General features: G+C 43.9%; 17 protein-coding genes and 1 pseudogene. 12 read left to right on the top strand and 6 right to left on the bottom strand.

From position 1 onward, the window contains the following. Position 1: 1 nt before the first annotated feature. Positions 2-1,045 carry a 3-dehydroquinate synthase gene (gene aroB, locus C4S61_RS01075; protein ID WP_103922947.1) on the bottom strand — a complete coding sequence of 348 codons (1,044 nt, stop codon included), beginning with the start codon at positions 1,043-1,045 and terminating at the stop codon, positions 2-4. Positions 1,046-1,123: 78 nt separating this feature from the next. Further along, complete coding sequence (locus tag C4S61_RS01080) at positions 1,124-2,221, bottom strand: chorismate mutase (RefSeq protein ID WP_103922948.1); 1,098 nt, start codon at positions 2,219-2,221, stop codon at positions 1,124-1,126. A gap of 458 nt (positions 2,222-2,679) precedes the next feature. Here C4S61_RS01080 and C4S61_RS01085 point away from each other — a divergent pair, with 458 nt between their 5' ends. From C4S61_RS01085 to lysS, 4 genes and pseudogenes are all read left to right on the top strand, one after another. Then, positions 2,680-2,904 carry a DUF433 domain-containing protein gene (locus C4S61_RS01085; protein WP_103922949.1) on the top strand — a complete coding sequence of 75 codons (225 nt, stop codon included), beginning with the start codon at positions 2,680-2,682 and terminating at the stop codon, positions 2,902-2,904. A 73-nt stretch (positions 2,905-2,977) separates the two neighbouring features. Beyond that, positions 2,978-3,145 (top strand): annotated as a pseudogene (locus C4S61_RS22590) (DUF5615 family PIN-like protein); the annotation flags it as partial. Positions 3,146-3,325: 180 nt separating this feature from the next. Continuing rightward, positions 3,326-4,498 (top strand): proline dehydrogenase family protein, encoded by a 1,173-nt coding sequence (locus C4S61_RS01090; protein ID WP_103923149.1) that lies wholly within the window; start codon positions 3,326-3,328, stop codon positions 4,496-4,498. A 328-nt stretch (positions 4,499-4,826) separates the two neighbouring features. Further along, entirely contained in the window at positions 4,827-6,530 is a 1,704-nt protein-coding gene (gene lysS / locus C4S61_RS01095; RefSeq protein WP_103922950.1) for a lysine--tRNA ligase, read from the top strand. A 51-nt stretch (positions 6,531-6,581) separates the two neighbouring features. On the opposite strand, the gene C4S61_RS01100 is transcribed toward lysS, so the two are convergent. Then, a complete protein-coding gene (locus C4S61_RS01100) occupies positions 6,582-7,322 on the bottom strand; it encodes a DUF4197 domain-containing protein (RefSeq protein ID WP_103922951.1) in 741 nt (246 codons plus the stop codon). A 245-nt stretch (positions 7,323-7,567) separates the two neighbouring features. Here C4S61_RS01100 and C4S61_RS01105 point away from each other — a divergent pair, with 245 nt between their 5' ends. Continuing rightward, entirely contained in the window at positions 7,568-8,782 is a 1,215-nt protein-coding gene (locus C4S61_RS01105) for an arginine deiminase (protein ID WP_103922952.1), read from the top strand. 70 nt (positions 8,783-8,852) lie between these two features. Here the strand turns inward: C4S61_RS01105 and C4S61_RS01110 are convergent, their stop codons facing one another. Then, positions 8,853-11,585: a putative LPS assembly protein LptD gene (locus C4S61_RS01110; RefSeq protein ID WP_103922953.1), complete on the bottom strand. Its 2,733-nt coding sequence runs from the start codon at positions 11,583-11,585 to the stop codon at positions 8,853-8,855. A 61-nt stretch (positions 11,586-11,646) separates the two neighbouring features. Between C4S61_RS01110 and C4S61_RS01115 the strand changes: the two genes are divergently transcribed. From C4S61_RS01115 to C4S61_RS01125, 3 genes are all read left to right on the top strand, one after another. After that, positions 11,647-12,447, top strand: a complete 801-nt coding sequence (locus C4S61_RS01115) for an N-acetylmuramoyl-L-alanine amidase family protein (RefSeq protein WP_103923150.1) — start codon at positions 11,647-11,649, stop codon at positions 12,445-12,447. A gap of 134 nt (positions 12,448-12,581) precedes the next feature. After that, positions 12,582-14,198 (top strand): acyl-CoA carboxylase subunit beta, encoded by a 1,617-nt coding sequence (locus C4S61_RS01120; protein WP_200820530.1) that lies wholly within the window; start codon positions 12,582-12,584, stop codon positions 14,196-14,198. 157 nt (positions 14,199-14,355) lie between these two features. Continuing rightward, a complete protein-coding gene (locus C4S61_RS01125; protein ID WP_103922955.1) occupies positions 14,356-15,228 on the top strand; it encodes a transglutaminase-like domain-containing protein in 873 nt (290 codons plus the stop codon). A 75-nt stretch (positions 15,229-15,303) separates the two neighbouring features. On the opposite strand, the gene C4S61_RS01130 is transcribed toward C4S61_RS01125, so the two are convergent. Both C4S61_RS01130 and C4S61_RS01135 read right to left on the bottom strand, forming a co-directional pair. Beyond that, a complete protein-coding gene (locus tag C4S61_RS01130) occupies positions 15,304-15,882 on the bottom strand; it encodes a thioredoxin domain-containing protein (protein WP_103922956.1) in 579 nt (192 codons plus the stop codon). Positions 15,883-15,886: 4 nt separating this feature from the next. After that, positions 15,887-16,516 carry a 4'-phosphopantetheinyl transferase family protein gene (locus C4S61_RS01135; RefSeq protein ID WP_103922957.1) on the bottom strand — a complete coding sequence of 210 codons (630 nt, stop codon included), beginning with the start codon at positions 16,514-16,516 and terminating at the stop codon, positions 15,887-15,889. Positions 16,517-16,552: 36 nt separating this feature from the next. Between C4S61_RS01135 and C4S61_RS01140 the strand changes: the two genes are divergently transcribed. The 4 genes from C4S61_RS01140 (at position 16,553) to C4S61_RS01155 (ending at position 19,459) form a co-directional block, all read left to right on the top strand. After that, entirely contained in the window at positions 16,553-17,473 is a 921-nt protein-coding gene (locus C4S61_RS01140; protein WP_103922958.1) for a WD40 repeat domain-containing protein, read from the top strand. 87 nt (positions 17,474-17,560) lie between these two features. Further along, the gene (locus C4S61_RS01145; RefSeq protein ID WP_103922959.1) at positions 17,561-18,631 is read left to right on the top strand and encodes a DivIVA domain-containing protein; all 1,071 of its coding nucleotides are present in this window, start codon (positions 17,561-17,563) and stop codon (positions 18,629-18,631) included. Continuing rightward, the gene (gene folB, locus C4S61_RS01150; protein ID WP_103922960.1) at positions 18,631-18,996 is read left to right on the top strand and encodes a dihydroneopterin aldolase; all 366 of its coding nucleotides are present in this window, start codon (positions 18,631-18,633) and stop codon (positions 18,994-18,996) included. The genes C4S61_RS01145 and folB overlap by 1 nt, the downstream gene beginning before the upstream one ends. A gap of 7 nt (positions 18,997-19,003) precedes the next feature. Then, complete coding sequence (locus tag C4S61_RS01155; RefSeq protein ID WP_103922961.1) at positions 19,004-19,459, top strand: DUF4268 domain-containing protein; 456 nt, start codon at positions 19,004-19,006, stop codon at positions 19,457-19,459. The last annotated feature ends 2 nt before the right edge of the window (positions 19,460-19,461 follow it).

Genomic DNA, 19,461 nt, shown 5'->3' on the forward strand with positions numbered 1-19,461 from the left:
CTCAGGCCGTTTTTAGGTTGTGGTAATAATGAATTGCATCCCGAATTTCCTCTCGGTTGACAGGAATGTTATAAGTACAATCACCGATTGAATTCAACAGCGAGAAAAGTAAGACATTGCCTTCATTTTTCTTGTCCTGTAGGCAGAGGTCAAGAATTGGGTCGAGATGCTCCTTGGAGAATTCGACTTTTCCATAGATCTGAAGCATCATTTTTGTCAAATGATCCAGCTCCTCGAAACTGAATCCGATTTTCTGAGCGGAAAGAAATCCTTCGCAAATCATCCCAAGCGCAATGGCTTCCCCATGAAGCAGGTGATTTTCGGAGTCCAAAAAATAGGATTCAAATGCATGCCCGATGGTATGTCCAAAATTGAGGATTTTACGAAGACCCGCTTCTTTGGGATCCGCTTGGACAACAGCTTTTTTGATCCCGACTGAATGCATAATCAAGCTCTCCCAGTCTTGAGATTCCCAGTTTTCGGATTTGAGTTTTTCGAAATAGGATTTATCCCGAATCAGTCCATGCTTTAAAACTTCCGCATATCCTGATCGAAGTTCTGAATGAGGCAAAGTTTTTAAAAACTCCGGTGAAATGATGACCGTCTCGGGCTCGTTGAAAACACCCAGATGGTTTTTTAGCCCATTAAAGTCGACTCCCAATTTTCCACCTACACTGGCATCTACCTGCGAAAGTAGGGTAGTGGGCATATTGATGAAGCGGATTCCCCGCTTGTATAAGCTGGCGCAAAATCCACCCATATCCGTGATCACGCCGCCACCGAGGTTTAGCATAAGTGCTTTTCGATCTAGTCCGGCATCGGTCATTTCGGACCAGATCGATGAGCAGGTTTCCAGGTTTTTATGGATTTCTCCCGGTTCGACACTGATATAAATCGTCGAATTAGGCAATACTCCATTAATCAGGGGAAGACAATGAGTTTGGGTATTGGAATCAGTCAATACCACCAAGTGGGAAAAAGATAATTGAGTTAAAACTCCCGAAAGGGCATTTGCTGCTTCGGAAGTGAAAATGACAGGTTCCAAGATGAAGGAAGTTTTTAGAAACTTAAAGGTAAGGAAAGCAGCCGCTAAGAGTGACTGCCTTCCAAGTTTGAGAGCAGATTATTTTTTGATAGGCTCAGCCTCGCGTAGTTGTCTTTCCTGGCGCTTTACTGATTCCTCATGGATGCAATAAAGCAACTCCTTCATGAATTTTTCGCTCAAATGTTTGGCTATACCCTTACTGGTACGGCTTTCCATCACGTCTTTCCAACGATCTGACTGAAAAACAGTCAAATGATGCTCACGCTTGTGTGCTCCGATCTGATCAATCACGGTAAATCTTTCCTGTAGAATATCCAACAGCTGATCATCCAAGTGATCCACCGCACGACGAAGGTCCTGAAGACGATCATCCGGTTTCATGTTTTCAAGTGGAGTTTTGAAATCGATCGAACTGATCATTTCCTTCAATCTGGCAGGAGTCACTTGCTGTTTGGCATCTGACCAAGCTTTGTCGGGATCATGATGCGTTTCGATCATCAAGCCGTCCAATCCGAAGTTCATCGCACTTTGAGCTACTTCGAGAAGTCCCTCTCTTTTGCCCATGATGTGGGAAGGGTCATTGATTACTTCCATTCCTGTCCACTCACGCTTCAGGTGAATCGGCATGGACCAGTTGGGCTTGTTTCTGTAGCGCTTATCGTATGCATCGGAGAAACCCCGGTGAATGGCAGCCAGTTTGTCTACTCCCACAGCATGCAATCTTTCCAACGCGCCCATCCAAAGTTCCAGATCAGGATTCATCGGGTTTTTGATCATTACCGGGATGTCTACACCACGAAGAACTTCCGCAATTTCCTGTACTGCGAATGGATTGACCGTGGTTCTGGCACCGATCCATAGCACATCCACCTTGTATTTAAGAGCTAACTCCGCGTGAGACGCGTTTCCAACTTCGACCGTGATCGGGATATTCAAGTGATGACGGACAATCTCCATCCACTTCAAACCTTCCTCACCTATTCCTTCAAAAGACCCCGGCCTTGTTCTTGGCTTCCAGATTCCAGCTCTGAAGAGCTGAGGGATCATGTTGACTTCTTTCATTTCTTTACAGATCTGCTCGATCTGCTCAGGGGTTTCGGCAGAGCAGGGACCTGCGATGATCAGCGGTGTGGTCAATCCCAATCCCCAGTCTTTGATTTGTTTGTGTGGCTTCATTGTTTTGAACGATTTAAATGAAAAAAGCCCGACTCTTTCGAATCGGGCTTTTGTGTATTTATTTTCTTTTAATTTTTGGCTAGCCTATACACAGCTCCGATTCGATTTTCGCTTCGAAAGTAAAAGTAAAAGAAGGTAAAATAGCTCGCTGCTGTGCTTAACATGTTTCAAATGTAAGGCTGGGATTTTTAAATCCAAAATTAATTTTCAATCAATACGTTGAAAATTATTGATTGAAAGTCCCGAATGTTTGCGAATATTTCAATTTCAATAGTTATGTGAGTTGATTTCGGAATAATAATTTGAATAAAATTTAAAATATTTAGTATTATTTTGTTTTTAAATTAAGGAAAAATTTTTGTTTTGGATTTGTCTTTTTTAAGCGGGTTTTGAATTTGCCGGAAACAAAACTTACCCTGCCCAACGTTACTTTTGTAATATTGAATTAACTTGGAAATATGAATTATCGCGAATTTATTGAAATCAGAGCAGACAAGCGATTTGGACGTCCATGCTTAAAAGGTACACGGATTAGTGTTTATGATGTCCTTAATTGGTTGGCAAATGGTATGACCAAAGCGGAAATTATGAATGACGTTGAAGAGATTTCCGAAGAAATGATCAGTGCCTGTTTAGCTTTCGCTGGTGATGATAAAGATCATTCCCTAATTCTAGCGGATTGAAACTTCTTTTCGACCAAAATATTTCTCCTAAAATTCTTAAAACAAGATATGGAAGGATGTGCCACTTCAGCATGTGAGGTTTGCTGGGTTGCAAGATTCACCGGATTTAGAAATTTTCCTTTTTGCCAGATCAAATGGCTATTCGATAGTGACTTTTGATTCAGATTCTTTTGATCTGAGCTTAATAAAAGGCCATCCACCAAAAATTATTTGGATCAGGACCGGAAATATTACCACAGAATCAATTTCAAAGATACCTTTAAAGTATTCGCAACAAATCTTAGAATTCATTCAATCGGAAAGCGGGGGGTGTTTTGGAAGTAATTTCCCGATAAGATTTTTATATAGGATAGCCCCATATCCGAACAAAGGCAAAGCGCTTGAGGTTTTTTTGATATCTTTGCCACCTTATTTGAGTGATATGCCAGTCATACCCAAAATTTCTTTTGATAACCTCGAAGTAGCTTTCGCTTCCAAAAGCAACGCCGAACTCAGGAAAATGTACCTGATTTTTGCCACACTGAATAATAACCTCATTTCAGACCTGGGTATTGGCCTGGCAAACCTGGCTTTCAAACTCAAAATTCCAGTCAAAGGAATCATGAAGAAAACCATGTTCGGACACTTCTGCGGCGGCGAAACCATCGCAGAAAGCATTCAGGCCTGTAAGCATTTGGCCAAGTATGGAGTACATTCCATCCTCGACTTGTCCGTTGAGGGCAAAGGAGATGAGGCGAGCTTTGACGCGACTACTGAGGAGATCTATCAAACGCTGGTCGAATCAGCCAAGACAGACTATATGCCTTTTGGAGTTTTTAAAGTGACAGGTCTCGGAGATTATCATCTGATGATCAAAGTGCAGGATGGCGAGCAACTTCAGGGGGAAGAATTAGCCGCATTCAATCGAATGAAAGGGCGGGTGGATCGGCTTTGCAAAGCAGCACATGACCTCGGCTTAAAAATATTAGTCGATGCTGAGGAGAGTTGGTTCCAGAATGTAATTGACGACCTGGCTTACGAGGCTATGGAAAAATATAATAAAGAGCGTTGCGTGGTGTACAATACTTACCAAATGTATCGTCACGATTCACTGGAGCGATTGAAGAAAGCAGCTGAACAGGCAAAAGCGAAAGGCTACCTTTTTGGGGCAAAACCGGTAAGAGGTGCCTACATGGAAAAGGAGCGGGAACGCGCAGAAGAAATGGGTTACCCTGATCCGATTCAGCCAAATAAAGCGGCCACCGATCGTGATTACGATGCAGCTATCGAATATTGTGTTGAGAATGGAATCTACTTGGTCTGTGCTTCTCATAATGAGAAAAGCAATCTGGAATTGACCAATTTGATGAATCTGCACGGGATCGATCCAAAATCAGACCGGGTTTATTTCTCTCAACTTTATGGGATGAGTGATAATATTTCTTTCAATTTGGCAAAAGCCGGCTATCGAGTAGTGAAATACGTGCCTTATGGTCCGGTGGAAAAAGTGATGCCTTACCTGACTAGACGGGCTTCAGAAAATACATCCATTGCCGGCCAAAGTAGTCGGGAGTTTGAGCTGATCAAAAGTGAGATGCGGAGACGGAAGAAGTGATCAGGGTTCAGTTGGCAGTCTCAGTAGGCAGTGGTGTGGTGTTGGGCTGACACTTCGACTTCGCTCAGTGTGACCAGAGTCGAAGCCATTTTAAGTAAGAAGTAAAAAGTAAGTAGGGAGCAGTGAGGACCTTTATACGTGTCAGTCCGAGCACCTTACCGACGAGAGTCGGGAAGTACGAGGACCTTTCGACTCCGCTCAAGGTGACAATACCCCTGCTTTTACATTAAACCACAGTCATTTCCTTTTTGTATGTTTGCGGAATATTTAAGACTCAGGGTGACAGACCTAATTTCAACTATTAAATATCAAATTTCAAATCATAAAAATGCAACTTCTGAGCGAACAGGAACTCCAACGCAGAAAAGACCGGGAAGAATTAATGGCCTTGGGAATCAATCCCTATCCGGCGGAATCTTTCCCAATAAACGTCACTGCGGAGGATATTCATAGAAACTACGAAAACAGAAAAACTGACTACAAGGACATCTCCATTGCTGGCCGTTTGATGAGTCGGCGGATTATGGGTTCCGCCTCTTTTGCCGAAATCCAGGATTCTACAGGTTTACTTCAAATCTATGTCCGTCGCGAGGATATCTGTCCGGGTGAGGATAAAACTTTGTATAATTCGGTATTCAAAAAGCTCCTGGGCTTAGGCGATTTCATTGGAGTCAAAGGTTACATATTTACTACCCAAACCGGTGAAATATCCCTTCACGTCACGGAATTGAAGATCCTCTCTAAGTCTGTGAAGCCGCTTCCGGTGGTGAAGCGGGATGAGGAAGGAAACGTGTATGATGGATTTACCGATCCCGAACTTCGGTACAGGCAGCGCTATGTGGATTTGACGGTAAATCCGGAGATCAAATCGACCTTCATCACCCGAGCCAAAATCATCTCCAACATGCGTCGATATTTTGATGATCATGGTTGGTTGGAAGTGGAGACTCCGATCCTTCAGAGTGTACATGGTGGCGCAGCGGCCAGACCATTCCAAACGCACCACAATACGCTGGATATGCCGCTATTCCTAAGGATCGCCAATGAGTTGTATCTGAAAAGATTGATTGTTGGTGGTTTTGAGGGGGTGTATGAGTTTGGAAAAATGTTCCGAAACGAGGGCATGGACCGTACCCACAATCCGGAATTCACATCCATGGAAATCTATGTGGCCTACAAGGACTACATCTGGATGATGGAAATGGTAGAGGAGCTGCTGGAGAAAGTGACGGAAACCATCCATGGGAAAACTGTGGTGAAAGTTGGTGATCGTGAGATTGATTTCGCTGGACCTTACCGAAGGCTGACGATGTATGATTCGATCAAAGAATATGCTGGTGTGGATGTGAGTGAACTGGATGAAGCAGGAATCAGACAGGTTTGTGTCGATTTGGGAATACAGGTGGATAATTCCATGGGCCGTGGGAAGTTGATCGATGAGATCTTTGGTGCAAAAGTCGAGGAGCATCTTATCCAACCGACTTATATCACCGATTATCCCATTGAGATGACGCCTTTGGCGAAAAAGCACCGTAGCAAACCGGGTTTGGTGGAACGGTTTGAGCTTTTTGTCAATGGAAAAGAAATAGCAAATGCCTATACCGAACTCAACGATCCAATTGATCAGCGAGAGCGATTTGAGGAGCAATTGAAATTGGCCGCAAGAGGCGACGATGAAGCGATGGCGATGGATGAGGATTTCCTTCGTGCTTTGGAATACGGCATGCCTCCTACTTCAGGATTGGGAATCGGTATCGATCGATTGACGATGCTCTTGACCAACAAAACCACGATTCAGGAAGTGCTATTCTTCCCTCAAATGAGACCGGAGAAAAAAGCGGTGGAAATGACCGAGGATGAGAAAGTCATCTTTGATCTACTTAGCAAAAATCATCCGGCATCACTTCCCGATCTGAAAGCACAATCAGGTCTTAGCGGAAAGAAATGGGATGTGTCCATGAAAGGATTATCCCAAAAAGGAGTGGTCAAGGTGACGAAGGAAGGGGAAAGTTTGACTGTGGATTTGGTTTAAGAATTTCAAATGACAAAAAAACCGGAAGCGATTCCGGTTCTGCCCTACTTCCTACTTCCCGCTTTTCTGACTTTCCGCATAGCCAAATACTTTCTTGAGCAATGGACTGGTTCTGGCAGCGACGTTTTCCCGGATTTTCAATTCCTCTTTGGCGATCTCTACAAACAGCCCGTCAATCGCTTTCTGAGTCACATAAGCTGTAAGATCGGTATCGACTTTTTTGACCAAGGGGATGCGATTGTACCGGGTCATTACATCGCTCCAGTATTTGGTGGCATCGACTTTCTTGAGGCTGGAATCGATGATTGGTGAGAATTCTCTTGAAAGTGAGGTGGTAGTACTCCCCTTGAAGTACAAGGTTGCTGCGTTTTCTTCGCCTAGGAGGATATTTTGTACATCCTGAAAACTCATCTGTTTGATGGCGTCAGTGAAGATTGGTTTTGCAGCTATGGCCGCATCCTCTGCCGCACGATTGAGACTGGTAATCACCTGATCACACATGGATCCCAAACCTAAGGAACGAAGCGTATTTTCCACATTTTTGGCTTCCTCCGGAAATAGGATTTTGACATCCAGATTTCCCAGGTAGCCATTTTCCAATGAAAGCCGCTCCGCACTGATTCCTGTTCCTTTTTCCAATGCTTCTTTCAAGCCCATTGAAATTTCAGAAGTTGTGGGATTTGAGTTCACTTGCTTGAGAATATCCGTGATTTGGGCAGTAGTACAACTACCTTGTAGAAGAAAAACGCCAGTGAATACAATTCCAATGGTAAGTCTTTTGAGTGATAGCATAAAGTGTTTTTTCGGTGAATTAGAGAATGAACGAAATAACCGTGCCATAAGGTTTTCGAACTCAGCAATAAATAGCAGAATCTACAAATATGGCTAAAGCTGCATGTTTTTTGTTTAGGAATTTAAAAATTGTAAAATTTCGGATTCAAAAAATTCCGCCATGTATTTGTTGATAATTAAATAAAATGATATAATTATTTTGAAATCAGTAATAAAAATCTCTTTTTGTTGTAAAAATAGAAATCATGAATCTGCGGATAAATTCAGAATTTGGTACGCTGAGAGCAGTCTTAATGCATCGGCCGGGAAAGGAAATTGACCGACTCACCCCTTATAACAAGGAGTTTCTTCTTTTTGAAGATGTCCCTTACCTGGAAGCTCTTCAAAAGGAGCATGACACTTTTTCCAATCTGATCAAGGAATCAACAGGTGCTCAGGTGTATCAATTGCGTGAGCTGCTCATCCGGGTTTTGTATGATGATGAGATTCTACTCAGACTCATGCGGGAATCTTTGATGCGATCGGGGCTTTCGCATCTGGCTGAGGCGATTTTGGAGCGATATTCCACCGCGGAATGTGCAGGAATTTTGACCGCAGGTCTGAAAATCCATGAACTTAAACGAAAAATCCCCAATCTCAATCCCGGAGAATTGCTGGACTATGCATTTGCTATTCCTCCATGTCCCAATTTGTATTTTCAGCGGGATCCAATGGCTTTGACTCCGGGAGGAATAATTTTTTCATCCATGAAAATGGAAGGAAGACAGCGGGAAGCTGATTTGCTTCGGACGATTTTCGAGCATCATCCCGATTTTAGGGAGCATGTCCAAAAGTTGTATCCTGTGGATGGCCACGATTCCCCCCCGAGTATTGAAGGAGGTGATGTGATCATTCTTTCCCATGAGGCAGTTGCCATCGGTAATTCGGAGCGAACCGACGAAAAAGCGATTTATCATGCCGCTAAGGCACTTTTAGCCGAAGGATCTGTCAAACGAGTCTATGAAGTTCACTTGCCACAAAAGCGTCAATACATGCACCTTGATACGGTTTTTACCATTTTGGATGAAAATCTGGTCCTGACTTATCCCGACGCGATGAATGCCGTATTACAAACCTCACTTTATACGCTGAAAGAGAATAACGGGGAAAAAGTAACGATCAAACGCGAAGTGCTCAAAGAATCACTTTTGACGGTTTTGGCACGGGAAATCCCTCATTTGGAAGTCCTGCATACTGCGGATGGCAATCCGGACTATTCCATGCGGGAGCAGTGGTTTGATGGCGCAAATGTCTTCGCAATTGGACCGAGACGGGTGATTTCCTACAATCGCAACATTCACACCAACCGTGCGCTGAGAAACATGGGCGTGGAGGTATTGGAGATTCCAAGTTCGGAATTGAGTCGGGGTCTAGGCGGTCCGCGCTGCATGACCATGCCGCTCAGCCGTGCCCGAGTTTGATTTTATTAGTACAATCCTCTTTAATTCCCCAAAAGCATCGGACATCGACCATCCGACAGCTGACTTATTTCTAAAAATCAAAGAAAGACCTTCTTCTCGAAACTTTCAGATCCTGAAGGATGCTGGATTTGACCCGAATGTCGATGTTGTAAGAGGTGAATCTGCCAAATGGAACCCAGTTGACATTCATCTGCCAACAGTGAAGGTCGCGGGCGATACCGATCATCGTTTGGGTGAGTTCAGCGGTCTGAAAATCATATCCGGTGTTGAAATTGATTTTCCACTTTTCTGAAATGGACACATCGCCACTTATATTCATGGATTGTGTGATGTTTTCATTGTTGTTGATCTGACGGGAATAGGCGAGATTATAGCCCACAGTCATATTCCATGGAATATCCCAATCGATGTACTGACTGGGATCTGATACGATTCGGTTGATTTCGTTTTGTGCAAATTCGTCTACTACGCCTCCGCGCTGGATAAAATCCTGAGTGATTTCGTCTCGTACTTCACCAGGGGATTGTCCACTTCTGGGATTAATGGACGCATTCATATTTAGTGATGCATTTCGAATCGCTCCAATACCCTGTCCATTTTTCCAGGTAAATTGATTTATTCTTCGGAACGTGGTTGGACCGCCTTCTTCGGAGCTTGATTGCACCGCATAAGGATCAATGTTACTGGTCAGGTTGACAGACAGTTTTCGATCAAAAAAGCTGGTTCTGGCAGAAATTTGAAAGGGCGACAGCTGAAAGGAATCGGCGGCGAAATTATAATTGGTGTTGATGTTGAAAGATTCCAAAAGTGGTATTTTCTTGGTTGCATTTTCAGAAGTGCTGTCTTTGGCATTCAGAATTTTCGCTTCCAGCACATTTCGAATACCAATGCTCAAGGAGCGGGATTCTCCGAGGGGAGCCCCGCCAAAGACAAATCCCTGTTGCCTTGAAAACCGTTGAGTTCGTCCTGACTTATCTACCTGAACTTCCTGATAATAGCCAAAGGAAGGATCAGAAAAATCCGGAGTATAGTTAAAAGCAAAAGTGGGCGCGATGTGATGCCGGATAGTTTGAATCTTGCTACTGGGCTTGAAATTGTAGAAACCGTAAAAGTTGGTGTTCATCGCAAAGGAACTGGTGTAAAAGCCCACCCGGTTAAATCCATCCTCGACAATCCGATCTACTCGTTCTTCTGAAGGATTGTAATAATAATTTATTCGCTGTAGGTACCAGAGTTCATTGTAAGTGACGGAGGCTGTTCCCGTGAAATAATTAAACAGGGTAAAGTTGGAGGATAGAGGGATGGTGTTTTTGGCACCGTTGGTGGCATTTTTTAGAAGCAAGCCAAAATTTTCGACGGTAAAATCAATTAGTGAGGGGGCTCCACCCAGGTCTGGATTATTTACTCCCAATTCCTGCTGTCTTCGGTTGGAAATTGTGTTTTGCATGTTGAAATTCCAAGCCACATTGAGTGTTTTGAGCGGCTCAAATTTTACGTTTCGGAATGGGCTTTGCCGGTTCATGTTCACGGCTATCGTTGGTAAATCGAGTCTTACCTCTCCGGTTTGCACACTTTGGGAATGACGGAAATTGGCGGACATCGAGAATGGTGTCCCTGAAAAAGTTTTGGAATAAGAAATATTTGAGTTCAGATCGGCGGTCACATTGTTTGCGAAATTGTTGACGTTGACCACATTATTGAAATAGCTGGTCGAACCTGCATTGACCGAAGCTGAGAATTTGCCGGTGCCTCTGGTAATTGGAGAGTGATTCCACTGCACGCGAAAGGTGTTATAGTTCACAGGGTTGAGTTCGGTTTCAGGGCTGACAAACTTTTGATAATCGATGTTGAAACCCCCATTGAAGCGGTAGCGCTTGGTATACACCGCTTGAGATTTGATTCCCCAGCCTCCTTTTGAATAAATATCAGTCGTGAGCCTAGCATGGATGTAGTCATTGATGGCAAAGTACCATCCCAGATCCCTAAGACTAAGTCCACGAACTTGCTCCTGCCCGTAGGATGGGAAAATAAGTCCTGAAGCTTTTTCCTCCGGAGTATCTGGGATCAAGCCAAATGGCAATCCCAGTGGGGTAGGGATTCCATTGAAATATAAGTTGAAAGGTCCAGAAACTACCTGCTTTCCAGGGATGGATTTGATCTTGTTGGAAGAAATATGCCAATGCGGCTTGGTGAGTTTACAGGTTGTATAGTAGCCATGATCGAGGTAAATGCTACCATCGGCGGTTTTTTTGATGGTTTCGCCCCGAAGAACCCCGTCTTGCTGCTCGGTGACTACGTCTTTGATGATCGCTTTCTGGGATTTGAAGTTGTACCGCATCTCTTTTCTGATCTCGTAGGAGGTTCCTTTATCCGTGAAAAATGGATTTCCCGAGATTGCTCCCAGGCTGTCTGTAACTCCAGTCGCATAGAGCTCGGAGTTTTTCCAGTCGATGACAATCCGGTCGGCCTCCAGTTTCATTTCTCCATATTCAAACCAGGCTTTTTTATAGAGGTAAACCTTGTTTTCGGTAAAATCTGTAATGATACTATCCTCAGCGAAATATAGAATATCTGTTTGAATATCGCTTGTAGGCATAATTTTTGCCGAATCTAAGTTTACCAAAGTGTCTTGCCTTGCAGCAAGGGTGTCAGCGAGAGGAAGTGTGCGTTCAGGTTGGGTCAAAGTGTCCGGAGCTATCAGGACCTTTTCCCGGGGTGGCTGGACAGGTCGCTGCGCCAATGCGAGTTGTGGAAAAATCCAAAGCCATGTAAATAGGAAAAAAAGGATTCTGAAACCCGACACTGCTGCTTGCGCTTTGTTTAATATGGATGAAATTTTGCGTAAAGTTAACTCGATTGCCCTCATGGAACGGTTCAATAACAAAAAAATTCTCTTAAGTTTTCTTATTGCGATTCCCTTTTTCTTTGGTGGATTTATCCCCAATGAAACGATGATGCCAGCATTTCGGATGAAAAAAATCGTATTAGATGCGGGACATGGTGGAAGTGACCCGGGGAATATTGGCTCCAAAGTCCGGGAAAAGGACATAAATCTAGCTGTCACGCTGCTGGTTGGAAAATACATCAAGGAGAATATGCCCGATGTAGAAGTGATCTATACCCGAGATGATGACAGCTTTCCAACCCTGAAGCAGCGTCCAAATATCGCTAATGTAAACAAGGCGGATCTTTTTGTATCCATCCACTCCAATTCGGCACCAAATAAATCTGCTTATGGGACCGAGACTTTTGTGATGGGTACCAAATACTTCGAAGCCAACTTTGACATCGTTAAGCGTGAAAACTCTGTGATCTTCCTCGAGGAAAATTATGAGGAGGAATATGAAGGATTTGATCCGACCTCTCCCGAATCTTACATGATTTTTAACCTGACACAAAAAGCTTTCATTGGAAACAGCATTTCACTGGCTGATCAGATCGAAACTCAGTTTAGAGATCGAGTGGGTAGAAAAAGTCGCGGTGTCAAGCAGGGGCCGTTTTATGTCCTCTGGACTCCGTCGATGCCAAGTGTATTGGTAGAGTTGGGATTTTTGTCCAATTCGGAGGAAGAAAAATTTCTGATGAGTCAGGCTGGCAAAGAGTACATGGCCTCAGCGATATACAGGTCGATCAAGGATTACAAAGAGCAAATCGAAGGCAATTAAAATTCCTTAACTTAAAAAAGCATTCAAGCCCTTTTCTTCGCGGAAAAGGGCTTTTCTGTATCTTGCCCTCAGAACTTCCACGGCCTCTTGGGAGTTTTAAAATGTATAAACCCAAAAAACTAATGAATTCCAATATGGAGACAACTCAACCGACTATTCATGATTTACTCCGAAAGCTTGAATCCAAAACAGCCCAGGTAAAGCTTGGCGGGGGCCAAAAGCGCATCGATTCCGAACACCAAAAGGGCAAGCTGACAGCACGCGAGCGAATTGATCACCTGATCGATGCAAGTTCTGATTTTTTGGAAATTGGCCTGTTTGCAGCCGACGGAATGTACCAAGAGGAAGGCGGATGTCCTTCGGCAGGGGTTGTTACCGGGATCGGTTTTGTGCAAGGGCGAATGTGCGTAATTGTAGCTAATGATGCGACTGTGAAAGCCGGAGCTTGGTTTCCGATGACTGCCAAAAAGAACCTGCGCGCACAGGAAATAGCGATGGAAAATCACCTTCCAATCATCTATTTAGTCGATAGTGCCGGTGTTTTTCTCCCGATGCAAAATGAAATTTTCCCGGATAAGGAGCACTTCGGCCGTCAATTTCGAAACAACGCTAAAATGTCTGCCATGGGAATAGTACAAATCGCTGCAATCATGGGCAGCTGCGTGGCAGGAGGAGCCTACCTTCCGATCATGTCGGACGAAGCGATGATTGTGGACAAAACAGGTTCTATTTTTCTTGCTGGATCCTATTTGGTCAAAGCTGCAATTGGGGAGAACGTGGACAATGAAACACTTGGCGGAGCAACGACTCACTGCGAAATCTCAGGGGTTACGGACAACAAATACGACTCAGATCAGGATTGTTTGGATGCAATTCGGAAGATTTTTGGAACATTGGGAGAAAATCCAAAAGCAGGCTTTGATCGGATTGAAAGTAAGCCAGCGAGAATTTCGAATGAGAAACTCCTCGATATTTTTCCGATGGAGCGCGTCAAGCCATACGATATGCTGGATGTTATTTCAGGCTTGGTAGATGGTGGTGAGATCGATGAATACAAAAAAGATTATGGCAAAACCTTGATTTGCGGTACGGCTCGTATTGACGGCTGGGCAGTAGGAATAATCGCCAATCAGCGCAAAATCGTCAAAACTGCCAAAGGTGAAATGCAAATGGGCGGGGTGATCTACTCCGACTCAGCGGATAAGGCTGCCCGATTTATTATGAATTGCAATCAGCGGAAAATTCCACTGGTTTTCCTTCAGGACGTCAGTGGATTTATGGTCGGTAGCAAAGCCGAGCACGGTGGGATCATCAAAGATGGCGCAAAAATGGTCAATGCCATGGCTAACTCTGTCGTCCCTAAGTTTACCATCGTCCTGGGCAATTCCTACGGGGCTGGCAATTATGCCATGTGTGGCAAAGCTTACGATCCGCGATTGATCTATTCTTGGCCAACAGCCCAAATGGCGGTGATGTCGGGTGCTGCGGCAGCGAAAACTTTGCTCCAAATCAAAGTGGCTTCTCTCAAAAAAACCGGGAAGGTGATTTCCGAAGAAGAAGAAAAGCAGCTTTTGGAAGAAATTACCACTAAGTATACCGAGGAACTGAGCCCCTATTATGCGGCATCACGACTTTGGGTAGATGGAGTCATCGACCCTCGTGAAACACGAAAAGTGATCAGCATGGGTATAGCGGCAGCCAATCATGCCCCGATCACCGAAAGATTTAACGTTGGGGTGATTCAGACTTAGGGAAAGTTGCCAGTCGTTAGATCAAGTATAAAGAGAAGGAGTAGCCTTGAAAAAGATACAAGAAGGAAGAGCCACGAGACAAGAATTTGTGATTTGATAATGTCTGCTAGTTCTCTTTTTCCGTAAATTTAGTAAATTATACCAAGCCAAGAAAAATATGAGCGAACTGACAACTGCCCAATTAGATGCTTTGGTTTCGTTACTTGATGATCCTGATTTGGAAGTGAAAAACCACGTCAGGGATAAAATCACCTCCTTGGGGGCAGAGATTATTCCTTTTTTGGAGCAAAAGTGGGAGACAAGCTTTAACCCTGAAGTTCAAAAGGAAATCGAGGAGCTGGTTCATGAGTTGCAGTTTTCACTGGTCAAGAGCAGATTTGCGGAATGGAGGGATTCAGAAGATCGGGACTTGTTGACAGGACTCTGGATTTTGAACACGTATCAATATCCGGATCTGGATTTCGAAAAACTGAATGCTGAAATGCACCAGATTTATTTCGAGGTTTGGACTTCATTCAAAAATGACCTTCAGCCATACGATCAAGTTCGTATCATCAACAATGTACTGTTCAACACCCTGCGGTTTTCGGCAAATACAAAGAATTTTCATTCTCCCGCAAACAGTATGTTATCCTCGGTCTTGGATTCAAAAAAGGGGAATCCTATCAGTCTCTGTGCAATTTATCTTCTGGTCGCTAAAAAGCTCGGATTGCCCATATATGGAGTAAACTTGCCCAACTTATTCGTTTTGACATATAAATCAGCCGATATTACGTTTTATATCAATGCTTTCAACAAAGGATTAACTTTCAATCGGCAGGATATTTTTAACTACCTGGACCATCTCAAGATCGAACCCAAAGCATACTTTTTTGAGCCCTGCACGCATTTGGATATGATACTCCGATCCTTGCGAAATTTGGGAAATTCCTTTGAAAAGCTGGGAGAAGCCAATAAAGTCGAAGAGGTCAAAGAGATGATTGCCATTCTTGAAATCGAGCATGACCCAAAGCGACACACAGGGGGATGAGTATAATTCATGCGAGATTCCTCCCGATAGCTATCGGGATGGCCTTTAAAAAATCAAATTATAAACAGATTAAAATCAATAAGTCCGTACGTTGCATCCCACTGCCCTGACCTGAGCAGGAGTGGGGCTTTCTTTACGAAGAATTTGGTTTAATGCACGTTCCAGATGTCTTTCGGTCACTGCAGTTTCGGATTGAGGATTATTGTCAATTGCCCCGCGATAGGTGATCTTCAATCCACTTTCTCCGGGCGTTAGGACGACTATTTCGGGGATTTTTGTGATTCCAAATACTTTGGTCCAGGCCTGACCCCCATCAATCAGGTAGGACATGTTCATTCCGCTTTGATCGATGTAATTTCGCAGTACGGTTTGCTCTGGTTCCGAAATTCCAACCTCCGGATTGATCAGTGCGAAACCAATCCCCTGGTTTTGGAAAGTAGTTTTGAGGGCTTTGATCCGAGTTTCGTATAATTTTGCAAAGGGGCAATTTAAGCTGTGAAAAATCAGGACAAAACCCTTTCCGCTGGACATAGAGCCAAGATTCATGGTCTTTCCGGTGACGGCGTCAGTCGCAGTAAGTTCATTGAGATTTTGAGCGGAAGCGCTCCATAGCAATCCAATACAGAGGGAGATTAACAGGAAGGTTTTTTTCATTTTTTCACCAAATGGTGTAGGTCAAAATTACATTTTCCAATCTCCTCACATCCACGGTGTAGTGATGATCTGCAAAGTCTGTTCCTCTTATTCTTCCTTTGATTTTCATGGCATTGACTTCGAAAGGTTCTAGTAGAATATTCTCCCGAAAAGAAACGCCTCTTTTTCCCTGACATTTGAAAATCGATTCCTTCGCAGACCAAGCCATGGTGTAATGAAAAGGGTCTTTTTCAAGGAATTCCAATTCGGCAGGATCCAGAAATCGAAACCCGATTTTCAATATTTTCTCCCGAACCAAATCCATGTCTATACCGACAGGGAGCTCTCGGTGGAAAATAGCTCCGGCAAAACCGAACGTATGGGTGAGCGAGACAAAACCCTGTCCATTCATTGCTTGGGATTTTCCGTGTTCGTCTTTGAAAAAACCGGGATAAGGCACTTCCAGAGCCTTCAGGGCGTCATGAATGGCGAACCTGGCGGTTGCCCATTCTTTCTTTTTGTCCGGATGAGAAATATTGGCAAAAGACAGTTTTTCCCGGAAACTCAAGAAATCCAAGGATTGATCTTGCTGTGATTCGATAATCTTCACGGCTAGGGCGGATGAAGAATCAATTTTTTCTATTTTTGTTTGCATAGGCCAAAAGGGCACCGCTGAGTGATCGTCCAATATATGTCAAAAATCCAAGTTAATAAATTACATACGCTGACCGGTCACAATGACTGCATCTATGCACTGGCTGAAGGAAGCGATCCGAGATTTTTTTATACCGGTGCTGGTGATGGCATGGTGGTAGAGTGGGATCTTGATCTTCCTAAAGATGGGAAATTGATCGCCAAATTGCCCCATTCAGTTTATGCGTTGGCAATCGATAGCGAGCGCAACTTTCTGATCATCGGACACAATTTTGAGGGAATTCATGTGATAGACCTCAATGAGAATAAGGAAATCTGGAATCTTAAAATCACAGATCAAGCAATTTTCGATATCAAAGTATTCGGTGGTGAGATCCTGATTGGGACTGGAGATGGGGTATTGATAGTGGTGGACAGTGTACAGCGCAGTGTCAAAAAACATATCAAGCTCAGTTCTAAAAGTATCCGGGTAATGGCAATTGCTGCCGAAAAAAGGCAATTGGCCCTTGGATTAAGTGATCATTCAATCAAAATTCTGGATTTGGCAAATAATTTTCAGCCTCTAACCAATCTGAATGGGCATACAAATTCTGTTTTTGCATTAAATTATTCCCCGGATGAGAAAGTGCTGGTGTCAGCGGGAAGGGATGCACACATGAAATTTTGGGATTCTGAAAACTATACCCTGCTAGAAAATATCGTGGCGCACATGTATGCCATTAATTTTTTATCTTTCAAAGATGACGGAAAATACCTGGTCACCTGCTCCATGGATAAATCCATCAAAGTCTGGGATGCAAAAAACTATAAGCTGATGAAGGTCATTGACAAAGCCCGAAATGCCGGTCATGGGACTTCTATCAACAAAGTGCTATGGAGCAGCTACTCAGGTCATGTCATTTCGATTTCTGACGACCGCACTATTTCTATCTGGCAAATTGAAGAAGAAAATTTATGAAATCGAGCATGACAAGTATACCACCCGCTGGGATGATTATATTCCTTGCGAGATTCCATGTGGCAATAAAAAAACAATTATAAGCACATGAAGATATCCCCAACCGCCATTAGGCAAAAAGCATTCGAAACAGCCTTCAGAGGCTATGAAAAAAAGGAAGTTTCTCAGTTTCTGGAAGAAATGAGTGTCGCTATGGAGCAGATAAACCAGGAAAATCTGGATCTGCGGAGTAAGCTTCAGCAAGTGGAATCCGAAGCAAAAAGGCTGAAAGACGTGGAGGATTCACTTTTCAGAACTCTGAAAACGGCCGAAGATACCGGGGCAACTATGATCACTGAGGCGAGTGAGGCGGCTGATCAAATTATTGCAGAAGCCAACGCTATGGCTGAAGAAACCACTTCCCGGGCAAATCAATATGCCGAACAGACGATCAGCCAAGCCGATAAATACGCAGAACAGACCACCAACGAAGCGAATCAGATTCTCCAAAAAGCTCAGAAGCAAGCCGAGGAACAAGCACGAATCATCACCTCTGCAGCCGAAGCAAAAGCCAAGGAAACCATCAAGGAAATCCGTGAAAGCATGCAGAGCTTAGTACGAAGTTATGATGGGCTGCTTGAACAGCGTGAGGCTTTGGTGAAAAGTCTGAAGCGTCTTTCCCAGGATGCCTTGAATCAGATTGACCTTTCAGATGCACATTTTTTCCGAATAGATGGCAAGGCATATCAACGAGCGATTGACGAACTGAGCCGATCAAGCCATTTTTCGGTGGCAAATATTGCTGTCCTTGCCACTCAGGCCGAAGCACCAACCAATGCTGAAGCAGAGGAGCAGTTTGAAGAGGATATGTCTGAGGCAACCCTCGATGAGGAGACAATGGAAACAGTTGAGGCCATGACCCATGAATTGGAAGAGCAGGGAGAGATTCCTGTGGAAGAAATTGCCGAAGTATCAGTGGATAAAACTGTGGAAGAAGAGATTGAGCCAGTTGTGGATGAGGTGTCAGAAGCACCGGACGATATCGAGGAAGAAATGGTAGAAGAAGAAGTGAAAAAAGATGAGGCAATCGGAAAGGCTAATTCTGAAAATAAAACCGGGGAATCAAAACCTGAAGACTTGAAAAAGTCCTCAGGGTCATTTTTTGATCAATTCGACTGATGGGTAAAGTTTCGCTGGAAGGAATTGAGTTTCATGCCTACCATGGTGCTTATCCCGAAGAGTCGATTTTGGGGAATCGTTTTACGCTTGATTTGGAATTGGAGACTGATTTTAAGGAAGCCATGCTTCATGACAGCCTTAAGGATACGGTGGATTATGCCAAATTGTACCAACTGATCAAAGCACGGATGGATGTGAAAGTGAAGCTGCTGGAGCACCTCGGTCACCGGATCGTTTCGGATATTCTGGTTGCTTATCCTAAAGTGAAATCAGTTCGTCTCACCCTGAAAAAACATCATCCGGCACTCGGTGGAATCGTACAATACTCTGCTGTGACGGTTTGTTTTCCTGAAGATTTCGCTTAAAACTACTATGTACAGTCGATCTGAGGCTTCGAGAATCCGGGCTGAGTTCTGGATTACATTTGGGCAATACATGAAGCCTGTTCCCAATGCCCAAGGAAGGAGGATCAACTGGCCCAATTACCGGACAGGGGTTAAGCATATCTATTTTCGGATGAAAGCTGAGTCGAATTTCGCATCGATTGGAGTCGAAATCGCGCACAAGGACGAGGAATTGCAGGAATTGTATTTTATGCAGTTCAAGGAGTTGGGAAATCTCCTGAAAAACACACTCGGAGAAGAATGGGACTGGAAATTACACGCAGTAAATGAAGTGGGTCAGACCGTATCCAAAATCGAAAAAGTGCGTTCCGGAGTCAATGTGATGGAGGAATCGGATTGGTCGGAAATCATTTCATTTTTGAAGCCCAGAATTGTGGCTTTGGATGAATTTTGGGATAATGTGAAACCGGGGTTTGAGGATTAGTG

Source organism: Algoriphagus boritolerans DSM 17298 = JCM 18970, assembly GCF_900108085.1.
Taxonomy (GTDB): domain Bacteria; phylum Bacteroidota; class Bacteroidia; order Cytophagales; family Cyclobacteriaceae; genus Algoriphagus; species Algoriphagus boritolerans.

Bases quoted from the DNA above. Each gene is read 5' to 3' on its own strand.
- C4S61_RS01135 (WP_103922957.1), bottom strand. From the start codon at position 16,516: ATGCAAACAAAAATAGAAAAAATTGATTCTTCATCCGCCCTAGCCGTG.
- C4S61_RS01100 (WP_103922951.1), bottom strand. From the start codon at position 7,322: ATGCTATCACTCAAAAGACTTACCATTGGAATTGTATTCACTGGCGTT.
- C4S61_RS01085 (WP_103922949.1), top strand. From the start codon at position 2,680: ATGAATTATCGCGAATTTATTGAAATCAGAGCAGACAAGCGATTTGGA.
- C4S61_RS01105 (WP_103922952.1), top strand. From the start codon at position 7,568: ATGAATCTGCGGATAAATTCAGAATTTGGTACGCTGAGAGCAGTCTTA.
- C4S61_RS01090 (WP_103923149.1), top strand. From the start codon at position 3,326: ATGCCAGTCATACCCAAAATTTCTTTTGATAACCTCGAAGTAGCTTTC.
- C4S61_RS01115 (WP_103923150.1), top strand. From the start codon at position 11,647: ATGGAACGGTTCAATAACAAAAAAATTCTCTTAAGTTTTCTTATTGCG.
- C4S61_RS01080 (WP_103922948.1), bottom strand. From the start codon at position 2,221: ATGAAGCCACACAAACAAATCAAAGACTGGGGATTGGGATTGACCACA.
- C4S61_RS01120 (WP_200820530.1), top strand. From the start codon at position 12,582: ATGGAGACAACTCAACCGACTATTCATGATTTACTCCGAAAGCTTGAA.
- folB (WP_103922960.1), top strand. From the start codon at position 18,631: ATGGGTAAAGTTTCGCTGGAAGGAATTGAGTTTCATGCCTACCATGGT.
- C4S61_RS01140 (WP_103922958.1), top strand. From the start codon at position 16,553: ATGTCAAAAATCCAAGTTAATAAATTACATACGCTGACCGGTCACAAT.
- C4S61_RS01145 (WP_103922959.1), top strand. From the start codon at position 17,561: ATGAAGATATCCCCAACCGCCATTAGGCAAAAAGCATTCGAAACAGCC.
- C4S61_RS01155 (WP_103922961.1), top strand. From the start codon at position 19,004: ATGTACAGTCGATCTGAGGCTTCGAGAATCCGGGCTGAGTTCTGGATT.
- C4S61_RS01125 (WP_103922955.1), top strand. From the start codon at position 14,356: ATGAGCGAACTGACAACTGCCCAATTAGATGCTTTGGTTTCGTTACTT.
- C4S61_RS01130 (WP_103922956.1), bottom strand. From the start codon at position 15,882: ATGAAAAAAACCTTCCTGTTAATCTCCCTCTGTATTGGATTGCTATGG.
- lysS (WP_103922950.1), top strand. From the start codon at position 4,827: ATGCAACTTCTGAGCGAACAGGAACTCCAACGCAGAAAAGACCGGGAA.